Origin of the sequence: Vibrio sp. B172a (assembly GCF_030248355.1) — a bacterium.
GTDB classification, from domain to species: domain Bacteria; phylum Pseudomonadota; class Gammaproteobacteria; order Enterobacterales; family Vibrionaceae; genus Vibrio; species Vibrio owensii.
Map to the genome: position 1 here is coordinate 147,390 of NZ_JAHGAC010000001.1, position 12,713 is coordinate 160,102.

The following is a 12,713-nucleotide window of genomic DNA, read 5'->3' on the forward strand; positions in this document are numbered from 1 at the left end:
CAAGTCACCTCACCGAACGCAATCAAATCGTAGATAGTGAAGAACACTGCACAGATAACGGCAAGCTTCACCAATCGAATCGCAATTAACATCATAACTTCCCACTTATCTTCTTGTCTGAGTGTCGTTGATTCTTCGCAGTTTACTGGTTTTCTGAAGAACCACAACGTCCCATAAAGTGAATTTCTTTGTTTATAGAAAATGCAACTTCACAAAATCAAAGTGACACCGGTAATCTTACGCGATAGTGATTAAATAAGTTTAAATTATATTAACTAAGGTTATAAATAGTACAAAATGACTCACGTATTATTCTCAAATCACTTATCGTTGTGACACATCCGTAGCAGGTTCAATAAAAAACTCACCGAGTTGAATATCAAATCAAATGGAGAAGTGCTGTGTTATTTCCATTTTTACTTCTTTTGAATAGCCTTTTCTTCTTACTTATTTGTCTTCAGATTCAAGTTAAAGAAAACGAGCTTAAGTTAGATAAAGAAGATTACTCATTATGGTTAAACGATGAAAAGGTCATCAGTTTTCGCAATGGCAGTATAAATTTTCGGTTTATTTCCTATTTATTTGATAACCCAGGGCGCCAAATCACTGTCTCGGAGCTAGAGCGCAATGTCTTTTTCGACAACAGCATCAACCTTAATAAGGTCATGCGAAATACAGGAATACCCACAGACATTGCAAAACAACACTTCGAATTAAAGAAAGGACACATATTAATGCATAAAAAACGGACATCACCCAATCAATGATGTCCGCACGCAAGTACGTGAAATAAAACGGCAAGGTGACGCTACGCAACAATGTGACTATAACGTCCACGCCATTCTCTAATATTATTTTGTGCTCTTTTGTGTCGAGGCTCACTCAGAGAATTTCTGAGAATAAACAAAGACTCTTCGCAAAATAAATAAAAACGTTATTGAGGATTAATAATATGAACAGAAAGAAACTTATCTTCCTATTTTCCCTATCTTTTTCAGGATGGTTTTTCTCAGGCTTTCTGCTTTATAACTATATGGAAGAACAGCGAGATCATTTAGAAAGTATGGTGAGCGAAAACGCCTATAACATCGTGGCTCAAGCGATTCAGGAAGATAAATCTCAAGAAGACATTATCGCAAGCATGGAGTTTTGGTTCGAAAATAATTGGACAGCACAAACTGGCTCAGTAACCACGCTTTGCAAATTTGGCAGGGATAAACTCAAACGCATTTTGACTGACGAAGGGGTAACCACAGTATGCCGACTCAATCTTTAACAATAGCCCCGCTGACCATATTAGTAGTAATACTGAGTTTTTCAGGTTGGATAACGTCAGCCTACTTGTATATAGAAACAACAAAACAAACACAGTATATGGCAGAAGCAAAGCTCATAAATGCCTACAATATTCTCTCAGGCGCCCTCGGCTCGGCCTCCTCAGAGAGTGAATTGCACAACATTATCAATGACTGGAGAGTGAAAGGTTGGAGCGCGCAAACAGGATCGCTCACAACCATTTGTGACAACAACGCTGCCCTATTGGTAAATCTAAACCCAGTAATAGATGAACCAGTCTCAGAACACATCTGCCAAACCAATGAACAATACATGCATCGACCTTAAAACATAGCAGTTTCAAAAGCTTGAGATAGGCGGTTATCAATGAAAAACAACCTATCTTAAAGTGCTCAGAGAAGCGTGATAAGTTTGTATGGCCCACTTTCATTCAAAATTCAGTGCAATGAATTCTTTGACGTTATTAAACGTTGTTTAATTCCCTTCTCCCTCCCTCTCGTATCTATACTTTAAATAGTGTTTTGATAAGTCCCAGTGGTAACACAAGGAGGGCTGTATGAAACAGATACGATTGTGGCTTCTTCCTCTACTCTTGTTTGCCAGCCAAGCGCTAGCGAGCACCGTTTGGGTATTGCCAGTCAAAGGCGCGATTGGTCCTGCTCTGAGTGATTATCTGTCGCGAGAGATTGAAGAGGCTCAGCAAAACGGCGTCGACCTCATCATTCTAAAAATGGATACCCCCGGCGGACTTGATAGCTCAATGAGAGACATTATTCACGCCATCACCACCTCTTCCGTGCCCATTGCAACTTGGGTTGGTCCGTCAGGCTCTCGGGCAGCCAGCGCTGGCACCTACATTCTGCTGGCTAGTCATGTCGCCGCGATGGCAGAAGCCACCAATTTAGGCTCAGCTACGCCTGTTTCACTTGGCGGTGCACCACAGCAACCTTCGAGTGCCGACGACAAAGACAATGACGAATCGAATGATGAATCATCAGGTAAAAACTCCGATAAAGTACCCGCCAAAACCGCAATGGAAAAGAAAGTCATTAATGACGCCAGAGCATATATCAAAGGCTTGGCTCGCTTGCATGGCAGAAACGCAGAGTGGGCAGAGAAAGCCGTCAGCGAAGCTGCAAACATAGACGCTTCAGAAGCGCTAGAGTTAAGCGTTATTGATTACATTGCTAACTCTCCCGAAGACTTGGTTAGCACTATTAATGGCACAGAGGTAAAAGTGAACGGCAAGCCATATAAGCTGACGTTAGATAACCCAACGTGGGTCGAGCGCGTCCCCGACTGGCGTGCAGAAATGTTGGCGGTGATCACCAATCCCAACGTGGCTTACATCCTGATGCTGATTGGTATTTACGGACTGTTATTAGAGTTCTACAACCCTGGCATCGGCTTACCTGGTGTGCTCGGGGGGATATGTTTGTTACTCGCCATGTATGCCCTACAAATGATGCCAGTGAATTACGTTGGTTTAGGGTTACTGCTGCTCGGTATTGCTCTGATGATTGCTGAAGCCTTTAACCCGAGCTTTGGCATACTCGGCTTAGGTGGTGTCGTTGCGTTTGTTCTCGGCTCAATCTTCCTAATGGACAGCGATATCCCCGGCTTTCAAATCGCTCTGCCATTGATCATTGGTATCGCTATTTTCTCTGCTGGATTAATCGTGATTACCGTTGGCTTGCTGCTTAAAATTCGCAGCAAAAAAGCCACTACTGGACTAGAAACCTACCCGGGCAAGCTCGCAGTTGTGAGCGATGATTTTGTAGATGGAGCGGGGCTTGTCCAGCTGGATGGTGCTTTGTGGCAAGCCAAAGCTGACGCACAGCTCAAACAAGGAGACCACGTCACCGTGGTAACCATAAAAGGGTTGACCCTAACCGTGAAACCCAGTGACCGCCCTAAGGAATAGGAGGCGCTTATGATGCTCTACACTGTTGCCGTTATCATTGTTTTATTGGTTGCGCTGGCAACGCAAATGTTCAAGGTGCTGCGTGAGTACGAGCGCGGCGTAGTGTTCTTCCTCGGTCGCTTCCAAGAAGTGAAAGGACCGGGTTTGATCATATTAATTCCTTTCATTCAACAAATGGTTCGTGTCGACTTACGCACCATCGTATTGGATGTTCCGACTCAAGATTTGATCACCCGTGACAACGTATCGGTCAGAGTCAACGCCGTGGTTTACTTCCGAGTTGTTGACCCACAAATGGCGATCAACAATATTGAAAGCTACAGCGATGCCACCAGCCAGTTAGCACAGACAACGTTACGTTCTGTACTTGGTCAGCATGAACTGGATGAGTTGCTTTCTGAGCGCGAACGCCTCAACAAAGATCTGCAATCCATTCTCGACCAGCAAACAGATGACTGGGGTATCAAGATAGCAACGGTTGAAGTGAAACATGTCGACCTTAACGACAGCATGGTGCGTGCCCTTGCCCGCCAAGCCGAAGCCGAGCGTAACCGCCGTGCGAAGATCATCCACGCAACTGGTGAGTTGGAAGCTTCCAACAAGCTAAAAGAGGCGGCAGAAATGCTTAACGAAGCACCTAATGCGTTGCAACTTCGATACATGCAGACGCTCACTGAAATCACCACAGACAAGACATCGACCATCATTTTCCCGATGCCGATTAATCTCGTCGAAGCAGTCTCCGATATCGCCAAAGCAGTGAAGAAAAATCAGGGAGAGTCGGAAGAAGGGAAAGAGTAATACTAGCATTCACGATAGAGGCAAGTGGGAAAAAGAAAAAAGGGAGTAGCTGTGTTCTACTCCCTTTACGAATTCAACATTGATTGAACTTAAGCGTCGGTGCACTCTTTCTTCATAATTGCTAAACCCGTCTCAAAGCAGTGACGCCACGCGTACTCGACCCTTTCATCAAAGTCAGGATCACATTGGGCGACGGTTTCTAACAGGCTTTCAAACCAGACATCGATATCTTCAGGGGCGACGCCTATATTGTTGTGTCCGTGCTTATTGCCGTATTTCCTCATCATGTCACGAGCGTCTGTTGAAGTATCTGCCATCATCACAAACACGATAGATCCTTTAAGCATCCGGATTTGCTTTTTCATGTCCACGCCATCGAACTTTTGTCTGAAGTTCTCACCTTTCGACCAAAAGTTCTCATAGAACAAATCAAAGAAGTCCTCATGGATTACGCAGCGTTCGTAGCTGTCGTTAAATACCTCGATTACGTTCATACCCTAGCCTCCAACCAACTTATCTATTTTCATTATGAATGTAATTTGATAATCCTACCAAGCTCGTTGGTGTTTTCTGCGATTTCTGAACGTCAGCGTACGGGGAATGCCAACCTGCCTCTTAGGCGTTCAAATTCTATTTTCAATAAAAAATAGAAAGTGATTTAAACGAAACACGTATTATCAATTCGATAAAAGTCGATATTATGGACTCACTTTCGAGGTACGCATGGTTGTCGATGCTAAGCGCATCCTCATTTGTCTAATAATATTAAGAGGATATAAACGTGTCTCATCAAATCATTACAGACCTAAACAACCGTTACACAGCTAAAAAATACGACGAAGAGAAACGCATCTCTCAAGAAGATATGGCAATCATCAAAGAAGCAATTCGCCTATCTGCGTCTTCTATCAACTCTCAGCCTTGGAAATTCATCGTAATTGAGAGCGACGAAGCGAAACAGCGTTTCCACGACACGTTTGCTAACATGCACCAGTTCAACCAACCGCACGCTAAAGCAGCATCTCACACTATTCTGCTAGCGTACGATCCAAAATTCACTAAAGAGAAATTCGCGAAGCGTGTTGATGCTGAAGTAACTTCTGGTCACCTACCAGCTGACATGTACGACATGTTCATGGGTGCTTACGCATTTGCTGAAGCAAACACAGATGAGAACGGCTACAACGGCGGCTGGACTAAAGCGCAAGTTTACATCGCGCTTGGTAACCTACTGCACACACTAGCGCGTCTAGGTATCGACTCTACTCCAATGGAAGGTGTTGACCCAACACTGATCGGCGAAGAGTTCAAAGCAGAACTAGACGGTCACGTATGTGAAGTTGCACTAGCAATCGGCTACCACAAAGACGGCGAAGACTACAACCACGGTCTACCAAAAGCACGTCTAAACATGGATGACGTAATTACTACTCTTTAATGAGTATCGTCTCCTAGCTCCTTGGTTCCTAGCCTAGAGCCTAGCTATCTAAATCATTGTTCAAATTGAAAGAGCCGTACTTCTTAGTGTCTTAGTCTAAGAGTACGGCTCTTTTTTTGTTTTGCTGAGGGGGAATCAACAAACGTTTGAGATAAGAAACAGCTACGCCACTTGCTTGGACTTAAAATTACCAAGCAGTGCGTCATACAACTCGTTATCACTCAGTACGCCCACTAACTTGTTCTCTTCTACTAGCAAGATAGGTTGATTGCTGCGTTGCTTCAGTTCAATCGCCTCACGCATACTGATGTCTGGGTTAGCTTGAACGACCGTGCTTTCACCGATGTCGTCGAGTGTGGTTGAATCGCTTTCCCAATTCACCAATGACTTATCGGAATCCACTAGCGTTAAGCCTTTCGGCTCTTGCTCGACCCAAATCTGTTTATCTGCACACACCAACACGCGATCATTCTGCTGCTTAAGCTCGGTGCAGGCTTGCATCAGCGAACGACCTCTCAAAACATTGAGCGGATTCGTGTGAGCCACAAAGTCCGCCACATAGTCGTTTTCTGGCGCAAGGATGATTTGCTCAGGATTACCGTGTTGAATCAGTTTGCCCGATTCCATAATGGCGATGTTGTTACCGATTTTTAGCGCTTCGTCTAGGTCGTGGCTCACAAACAAAATCGTCTTGTTGAGCTTCTCTTGCAGTTGAATCAATTCATCTTGAAGCTGAGCGCGAATCAGTGGATCGAGCGCAGAAAACGGTTCATCCATTAGCAAGATGTCGGTATCCATAGCAAAGGCACGAGCCAAGCCAACACGCTGCTGCATACCGCCTGAAAGCTCATGTGGGAACTTGCTCTCCCACTCGCTCAGCCCAACCATTTCTAGTTGCTCGCGTGCTTTTTTACGACGTTCCGCTTTGCCAATACCCTGCATCTCAAGACCAAACGCCACGTTATCCAATACAGTCAACCACGGCATAAGTGCAAACTTTTGGAACACCATTGATACGCGGTGAGTACGCAAGTTACGTAGAGTCTGCTCGTCACAATTGGCAAGCTCTACCATGTCTTCACCATCTTTGATTTTGAGTGAGCCACGAGAGATCTCATTCAAACCATTAACGGCACGAAGTAGGCTGGATTTACCCGAACCGGAAAGCCCCATCAATACACAGATCTCACCTTGTTTGACGCTCATTGAGACCTTATCAACACCTACCACTTGTCCGGTTTCATCAATGATCTCTTGGCGAGACTTACCTTGGTCTAAAAGCGCCAATGCTTGCTCTTGCTGCTGACCAAACACAACGTCGAGGTTTTCAATCGTAATTGCGTCCATGTTATGCCTCCTTCTGGTTTGGTGCTTTGCACAAACGGTCGAGAATAATCGCGACCAAAACAATCGCTAAACCGGCTTCAAAGCCTTGAGAAATGTTCACGGTGTTCAGTGCTCGTACGACTGGTTTACCCAGACCATCGGCACCTACTAGTGCGGCTATCACCACCATAGAAAGTGACAACATGATGCATTGGGTCACACCCGCCATAATGCTTGGCAATGCGGCTGGGAGTTCGACTTTGAATAGTAACTTCATGCGACTGGCACCAAAGGCTTTACCCGCTTCAATCAGCTCTTCTGGCACTTTGGTGATGCCAAGGTAAGTCAGACGAATCGGCGCGGCGATGGCAAAGATAATGGTAGAAATCAGCCCCGGTACGATACCTAAACCAAACAGAACCAATGTTGGGATCAGGTACACAAACGTTGGTACGGTCTGCATTAAATCAAGTATCGGGCGCAATAAGGTATACAACCATGGGCGATGCGCCGCCATGATGCCCAGCGGCACGCCAATTAATACGGAAATCGTTGTCGCAGCGAAGACGAGAACAAAGGTTTCCAGCATTTCTTGCCAGTAGCCGAGGTTAAGAATGGTCAGCAGAGCTAGCACGATAAACACAACTAAAGGAATGCTGCGGTGTAGGAACCACGCAATCGCTGCGGTCATGATGATCGGTGCTGCCGGTGGCATCCATTTGAAAATATCCACCACGAATAGAATGATGGTTTCGAGAAAAATAGAGATAGCATCAAAGAAACCCGACGCGTTCATGGTTAACCAATCTACGCCTGTTTCCATCCATTCGCCCAACGGAAGTTTGTTGTCCGTAATAAAATTCACAATAAAACCTTTGTGTTAAAAGGCGGGCATCGCTGCCCACCTTTTCCTAAAGAGAGGAATGATTAAGCGTTTGTTTTTAGGTAAGAAGTAATCGCTTGTTTTGCGTCTTTACCATCCAGCGTCTTCACACCTTCTAGCCACGCTTCAAATTGTTGTGGGTTAGCATTCAACCATTCTTGCGCCGCTTTCGCTGGCTTTTGTTTTTGGTTTAGAATCGCTTCCATCAACTGGTTTTCCATCTCTAGGCTGAACTCTAGATTCTTAAGCAGTTGCCCCACGTTTTGACACTCAGATAGGTAGTCTTGGCGCACGTTGGTGTAAACATTTGCACCACCATAGTTAGGTCCAAAGAAGTCATCACCGCCAGATAGGTATTCCATTTCAACATTGCTGTTCATTGGGTGCGGAGCCCAACCTAGGTAAACGATCCATTGGTTACGGCGCACTGCGCGAGACACTTGAGACACCATGCCCGCTTCGCTTGATTCCACTAGGCTGAAGTCTTTCAAGCCGAATGCATCGCTGTCGATCATATCTTGGATCAAACGGTTGCCATCGTTACCCGGCTCAATACCGTAGATGCGGTCTTTGAATTTGTCAGCATATTTTGCCAAGTCAGCAAAGCTTTTCACGCCTGCGTCATACACATACTTTGGCACGGCTAGAGTGTATTTCGCGCCTTCAAGGTTTGCGCGAACGGTTTCCACTGTGCCAGCTTCACGGTACTTGGCGATATCGCCTTCCATGGTTGGCATCCAGTTACCTAGGAATACGTCAATGTCGCCGTTTGCCATTGAAGAGTACGTTACAGGTACAGATAGAAGATCGGTCTTGGTTTTGTAGCCCAAGCCTTTGAGCAGTTCAGAGGTAACCGCTGTGGTTGCAGTAATGTCTGTCCAGCCTACATCGGCAAATCGAACACTTTCACATTGGTTAGCGTAAGCACCTGTTGCCACTGCACTCAGTGCGATAGATGAAAAGATTTTTGTCATCGTAGACATGTTTAAATTCCTTGTAATGATTGCTGACTTTATGAGATTGAGCTTAAGTCTCTTTTTGGCGGACGCATTCTTTGCGTCTCTTGCCAGTTCGGAGCAATCCAAACCGGTGTATTATTCGATTCTTCGAGTATGTTCCCCAAGATCATGTCCGCGGCACGCTCTGCAACCATAATGGTTGGTGCGTTTAAGTTGCCATTCGGAATCGTTGGGAAGATGGATGAATCCACCACGCGCAAGCCTTCAATGCCGCGCACCTGGCAGGCTTCATTCAGAACTGCCATTGGATCATCGTCTGCGCCCATTTTGCAACTACACGATGGGTGGTAAGCACTTTCTACATTTTGCTTCACCCATTCATCAATCGCTTCATCGCTGGTGATGTTCAGACCCGGTTGAATCTCTTCACCGCGGAACGCATCCATTGCAGGTTGATTGAGGATTTCACGCGTTAGACGAATACAGTCTCGCCAATCCTGCTTATCTTGTTCCGTCGAGATGTAGTTGAACTCGATTTTTGGCTTGTCATTTGGGTTGGCAGAAACTACTTCGACACTGCCGCGACTCTCTGGCTTATTTGGACCAACATGCACTTGGAATCCGTGACCATCAAATGCTGCGCGTCCGTCATAACGCATTGCTGCTGGTAGGAAATGATATTGAATGTTTGGCGATTTCAACCCTTCACGAGAACGGATGAACGCGCACGATTCAAAGTGGTTAGTTGCCCCCAACCCCTTGCGCGTCAGAATCCATTCCGTACCAATCAAACCTTTGCTGATCAAACCTAACTTGCTGTTAAGCGTGATCGGCTGTTTGCAGTGATACTGGAAGTACACTTCAAGGTGGTCTTGCAAGTTCTTACCCACGCCTTCTAGAACGTGTTTTACTTCGATACCTGCTTTCTCAAGCACAGACTTGGGACCAATACCCGAGAGTTGCAGCAGTTGTACTGAGCCGATAGAACCTGCGCTCGACACCACTTCTTTGTTAGCAAAGCACTGTTTGATTTTGCCAGATTGTTCAAACTCAATGCCGACCGCTTTCTTGCCTTCCAGCAAAATACGGTGAGCCGTTACGCCTTTCATCAAGGTAAAGTTACTGCGTTTCTTTGCACGGCTTAAGTAAGCGTTAGAGGTAGAAGCGCGCACGCCTTTGTCTACCGTCATGTGCATTGGACCGAAGCCTTCTTGCTGATAACCGTTGTAATCTTGCGTTTCTGGGTAGCCTGCATCTTTACCCGCTTCAATAAACGCTTGGTAAAGTGGATTCAGCTTCATGTCGTTGCCGTTACACGTCCCAACAGGACCACTGTCGCCACGGTATTCGTCTGCGCCGCCTGTCCATGTTTCCGCTTTACGGAAGTACGGCAGACAAGCTTGGTAGTTCCAGCCTTTCGCGCCTTCTGCTTCCCATTCGTCAAAGTCACAAGCATGACCACGAACGTAAACCATGCCGTTGATCGAAGAGCTTCCGCCTAACACTTTGCCGCGTGGACAATGCAGTTGGCGTCCGTCTAACCCTTCTTCCGCTACAGTTTCAAACTGCCATGCGTACTTTTCAGTGTTCATTGGGTAAGACAGCGCCGTTGGCATTTGGATGAAGATGCTCTTGTCTGAGCCTCCCGCTTCCAGCAGTAAGACTTGGTGCTGACCGCTTTCACTCAGACGATCCGCCAAGACACAACCTGCCGAGCCAGCACCGACGATGATGTAATCGTAGTGTTGTTGCATTACAAATCCTCCAGACTGATTACGCGTAAGGGCTGTCGAAATCACCCAAATGCACTAACACGCTCTTGGTTTGGGTGTAATGCTTGAGGGTTTCCACGCCGTTTTCACGTCCAATGCCAGACAGTTTGTAACCGCCAACTGGCATTTCGGCTGGGGAATCGCCCCACGTATTAATCCAACAAATACCTGCTTGGATTTGATGAATAACGCGGTGTGCACGAGAGAGGTTTTGCGTGAACACGCCAGCTGCAAGTCCGTAATCGGTGTTGTTAGCGCGTGCAATCACTTCGTCTTCGTCATTGAACTTAAGCACTGACATCACGGGACCAAAGATCTCTTGCTGCACATGCGGCATGTCGTCTTCGCAATCAGTGAAAACCGTTGGCACAACAAAATTGCCGTTCGCCAAGCCATTGTCTGTAACTTTATAGCCACCGGTCAGTAGCGTTGCGTTGCTTGCTTTCGCTTGTTCAATTGCGGAAAGAACTTTTGATTCGTGCTCTTTGGAAATTAGCGCGCCAATTTGGGTTTGCTCATCAAGCGGATCGCCAACCACCAGCAGTTCGGTACGTTTCTTAAGTTGAGCAATAAACTCATCATAGATACCTTCATGAACGAACACGCGAGTACCGTGTGTACAAACCTCACCTTGGGTGTAGAAGTTCGCGACCATTGAAGCAGAAACCGCGTCGTCTAACTTGGCATCATCAAAAATGATCATTGGAGATTTACCGCCAAGCTCCATTGTGACTTGCTTTAGCGTATTGGCACTGTCACCCATCACCACTTTGCCCGTACCGGATTCACCCGTGAAAGAGACTTTAGCGATGTCTGGATGTGCGGTGAGCATTTGCCCTACTCGGTAATCACCTTGAATGACGTTGAACACGCCATCTGGCAACCCCGCTTCGCTGTAGATTTCTGCTAGTTTGAGTGCGGTTAACGGAGTTTCTTCCGATGGTTTAAAGATCATCGCATTACCCGCAGCAAGTGCAGGAGCAGACTTCCACATCGCGATTTGAATTGGGTAGTTCCATGCACCAATACCCGCACAAACGCCAAGAGGCTCGCGGCGAGTGTAGAAAAACTGGGATTCATTCAGCGGCTGCTGTTCACCATGCATGCTAGGTGCAAGACCTGCGTAGTACTCGATCACATCTGCGCCCGTTGCAATGTCTACGCAATTCGCTTCTTGAATTGGCTTGCCTGTATCTGCAACTTCTAGTGCTGCCAACTCGTCGTTTCTTTCACGAAGTAACGCCACCGCTTTAAGTAGAATGCGACTGCGTTCTGTCGCCGTCATGGCAGACCAAATCGCAAAACCGCGCTTAGCAGATTCAATTGCCGCTTGCATATCTTGCTGGTTAGCCTGCTTCACATTCGCAAGCGGCTCACCATTGGCGGGATTGTATGTGGTGAAGTGTTCTTTTGAGCATCCTAGGTGCATCGCACCATCGATGTAGTGTGCTTTCATATCCATTTGAAGGTTTGACTCTTTATTTTTGTTTTGAGTAGAACGTGAGCTGTTTATCGAGATAGTCGTTAATGATGACGCGAGCTTTCTCGGCATCGATGCCTTGCGGGTTGAGCGTTCCGCGCAGCCAAATGCCATCAATCAGTGACGCAATACCATGCGCTACTAGCTCTGCTTGGTCTTGATCCAGCAAAGCTTTTAATTCTTTTTTTAGGTGAGAAAGGAGACGTCGTTCATTCACTCGTTGCAGACGTTTGAGCTGTGCGTCATGCATGGAGTACGACCAGAATGCCAACCAAGTTTTTGCCACTTGGTTCTCGGCTTGGAAACCCACAAAGTTGCCGTCGATGATGGCATTAATACGTTGATGATGCGCATCAGTTGGCAGTTGGCTTAAGTTCTCTTTGATGGTGGCAGAAAGCTGGCGCAGGATCTCACGCATGGTCTCTTCTAACAGACCGTGCTTTCCACCGAAATAGTGATTAATGATCCCCGTTGATACCCCTGCTTCTTTGCTGATCAACGAGATACTCGCAGCGTGCAAACCTACTCTGTCGATGACCGACATCGTCGCTTTGACTAGCTGCGGTTTTCTGATTTCAGGCATCCCAACCTTGGGCATTTTGCATCCTTGTTATTTTTAATTGAACGGTTAGTTAAATATAAAATGCCTCAAATTTAGTTCGAACTCAAACTAATTATCTAGAAAAAACAACAGAAACAGCCGAATCATTTCGACAACAATCATTATTAAAACTTGAGAAAAGAGAGAGTTTATGAAGATTTAACACGTAAAAACAGAAACACAAAAATCATTAAAATCAATAATTAGAGCATTTATAGCGCAAATTATAGATG

13 protein-coding genes are annotated in these 12,713 nt (G+C 46.0%); 6 read left to right on the forward strand and 7 right to left on the reverse strand.

All coding sequences use genetic code 11. From position 1 onward, the window contains the following. The first annotated feature begins 401 nt into the window (after window positions 1-401). The 5 genes from KIT90_RS00535 (at window position 402) to KIT90_RS00555 (ending at window position 4,021) form a co-directional block, all read left to right on the forward strand. Entirely contained in the window at window positions 402-767 is a 366-nt protein-coding gene (locus KIT90_RS00535) for a hypothetical protein (RefSeq protein ID WP_285374428.1), read from the forward strand. Between the two features lie 185 nt (window positions 768-952). Then, the gene (locus KIT90_RS00540) at window positions 953-1,276 is read left to right on the forward strand and encodes a hypothetical protein (protein WP_285374430.1); all 324 of its coding nucleotides are present in this window, start codon (window positions 953-955) and stop codon (window positions 1,274-1,276) included. Continuing rightward, entirely contained in the window at window positions 1,258-1,623 is a 366-nt protein-coding gene (locus KIT90_RS00545; RefSeq protein ID WP_041060638.1) for a hypothetical protein, read from the forward strand. The genes KIT90_RS00540 and KIT90_RS00545 overlap by 19 nt, the downstream gene beginning before the upstream one ends. A 229-nt stretch (window positions 1,624-1,852) precedes the next feature. Continuing rightward, window positions 1,853-3,220, forward strand: a complete 1,368-nt coding sequence (locus KIT90_RS00550; protein WP_285374432.1) for a nodulation protein NfeD — start codon at window positions 1,853-1,855, stop codon at window positions 3,218-3,220. A 9-nt stretch (window positions 3,221-3,229) separates the two neighbouring features. Next, a complete protein-coding gene (locus KIT90_RS00555; protein WP_005435702.1) occupies window positions 3,230-4,021 on the forward strand; it encodes a slipin family protein in 792 nt (263 codons plus the stop codon). An 89-nt stretch (window positions 4,022-4,110) separates the two neighbouring features. Here KIT90_RS00555 and KIT90_RS00560 read toward each other — a convergent pair whose 3' ends face one another. Then, entirely contained in the window at window positions 4,111-4,515 is a 405-nt protein-coding gene (locus KIT90_RS00560; RefSeq protein WP_017818669.1) for a hypothetical protein, read from the reverse strand. Window positions 4,516-4,802: 287 nt separating this feature from the next. Between KIT90_RS00560 and KIT90_RS00565 the strand changes: the two genes are divergently transcribed. Further along, window positions 4,803-5,459, forward strand: a complete 657-nt coding sequence (locus KIT90_RS00565) for an NAD(P)H-dependent oxidoreductase (protein WP_005435698.1) — start codon at window positions 4,803-4,805, stop codon at window positions 5,457-5,459. Window positions 5,460-5,621: 162 nt separating this feature from the next. Here the strand turns inward: KIT90_RS00565 and choV are convergent, their stop codons facing one another. The 6 genes from choV to betI all read right to left on the reverse strand — a co-directional run bounded on the left by choV (window position 5,622) and on the right by betI (window position 12,477). Further along, window positions 5,622-6,806, reverse strand: coding sequence for a choline ABC transporter ATP-binding protein (gene choV / locus KIT90_RS00570; protein WP_285374434.1), 1,185 nt, complete (start codon window positions 6,804-6,806; stop codon window positions 5,622-5,624). 1 nt (window position 6,807) lies between these two features. Next, window positions 6,808-7,650 (reverse strand): choline ABC transporter permease subunit, encoded by an 843-nt coding sequence (gene choW, locus KIT90_RS00575; RefSeq protein ID WP_005425967.1) that lies wholly within the window; start codon window positions 7,648-7,650, stop codon window positions 6,808-6,810. 62 nt (window positions 7,651-7,712) lie between these two features. Beyond that, complete coding sequence (locus KIT90_RS00580) at window positions 7,713-8,651, reverse strand: choline ABC transporter substrate-binding protein (protein WP_285374435.1); 939 nt, start codon at window positions 8,649-8,651, stop codon at window positions 7,713-7,715. Window positions 8,652-8,680: 29 nt separating this feature from the next. Beyond that, complete coding sequence (betA, locus tag KIT90_RS00585; RefSeq protein WP_285374436.1) at window positions 8,681-10,381, reverse strand: choline dehydrogenase; 1,701 nt, start codon at window positions 10,379-10,381, stop codon at window positions 8,681-8,683. A gap of 19 nt (window positions 10,382-10,400) precedes the next feature. Further along, window positions 10,401-11,861 carry a betaine-aldehyde dehydrogenase gene (gene betB / locus KIT90_RS00590; protein WP_285374437.1) on the reverse strand — a complete coding sequence of 487 codons (1,461 nt, stop codon included), beginning with the start codon at window positions 11,859-11,861 and terminating at the stop codon, window positions 10,401-10,403. A gap of 16 nt (window positions 11,862-11,877) precedes the next feature. Then, window positions 11,878-12,477 carry a transcriptional regulator BetI gene (gene betI, locus KIT90_RS00595; RefSeq protein WP_239213236.1) on the reverse strand — a complete coding sequence of 200 codons (600 nt, stop codon included), beginning with the start codon at window positions 12,475-12,477 and terminating at the stop codon, window positions 11,878-11,880. Between the last annotated feature and the right edge of the window lie 236 nt (window positions 12,478-12,713).

Excerpts from the sequence above, each read along its gene's own strand:
- KIT90_RS00540 (WP_285374430.1), top strand. The coding sequence starts at position 953 with ATGAACAGAAAGAAACTTATCTTCCTATTTTCCCTATCTTTTTCAGGA.
- KIT90_RS00545 (WP_041060638.1), top strand. The coding sequence starts at position 1,258 with ATGCCGACTCAATCTTTAACAATAGCCCCGCTGACCATATTAGTAGTA.
- KIT90_RS00550 (WP_285374432.1), top strand. The coding sequence starts at position 1,853 with ATGAAACAGATACGATTGTGGCTTCTTCCTCTACTCTTGTTTGCCAGC.
- KIT90_RS00555 (WP_005435702.1), top strand. The coding sequence starts at position 3,230 with ATGATGCTCTACACTGTTGCCGTTATCATTGTTTTATTGGTTGCGCTG.
- KIT90_RS00560 (WP_017818669.1), bottom strand. The coding sequence starts at position 4,515 with ATGAACGTAATCGAGGTATTTAACGACAGCTACGAACGCTGCGTAATC.
- choV (WP_285374434.1), bottom strand. The coding sequence starts at position 6,806 with ATGGACGCAATTACGATTGAAAACCTCGACGTTGTGTTTGGTCAGCAG.
- KIT90_RS00580 (WP_285374435.1), bottom strand. The coding sequence starts at position 8,651 with ATGTCTACGATGACAAAAATCTTTTCATCTATCGCACTGAGTGCAGTG.
- betA (WP_285374436.1), bottom strand. The coding sequence starts at position 10,381 with ATGCAACAACACTACGATTACATCATCGTCGGTGCTGGCTCGGCAGGT.
- betB (WP_285374437.1), bottom strand. The coding sequence starts at position 11,861 with ATGGATATGAAAGCACACTACATCGATGGTGCGATGCACCTAGGATGC.
- betI (WP_239213236.1), bottom strand. The coding sequence starts at position 12,477 with ATGCCCAAGGTTGGGATGCCTGAAATCAGAAAACCGCAGCTAGTCAAA.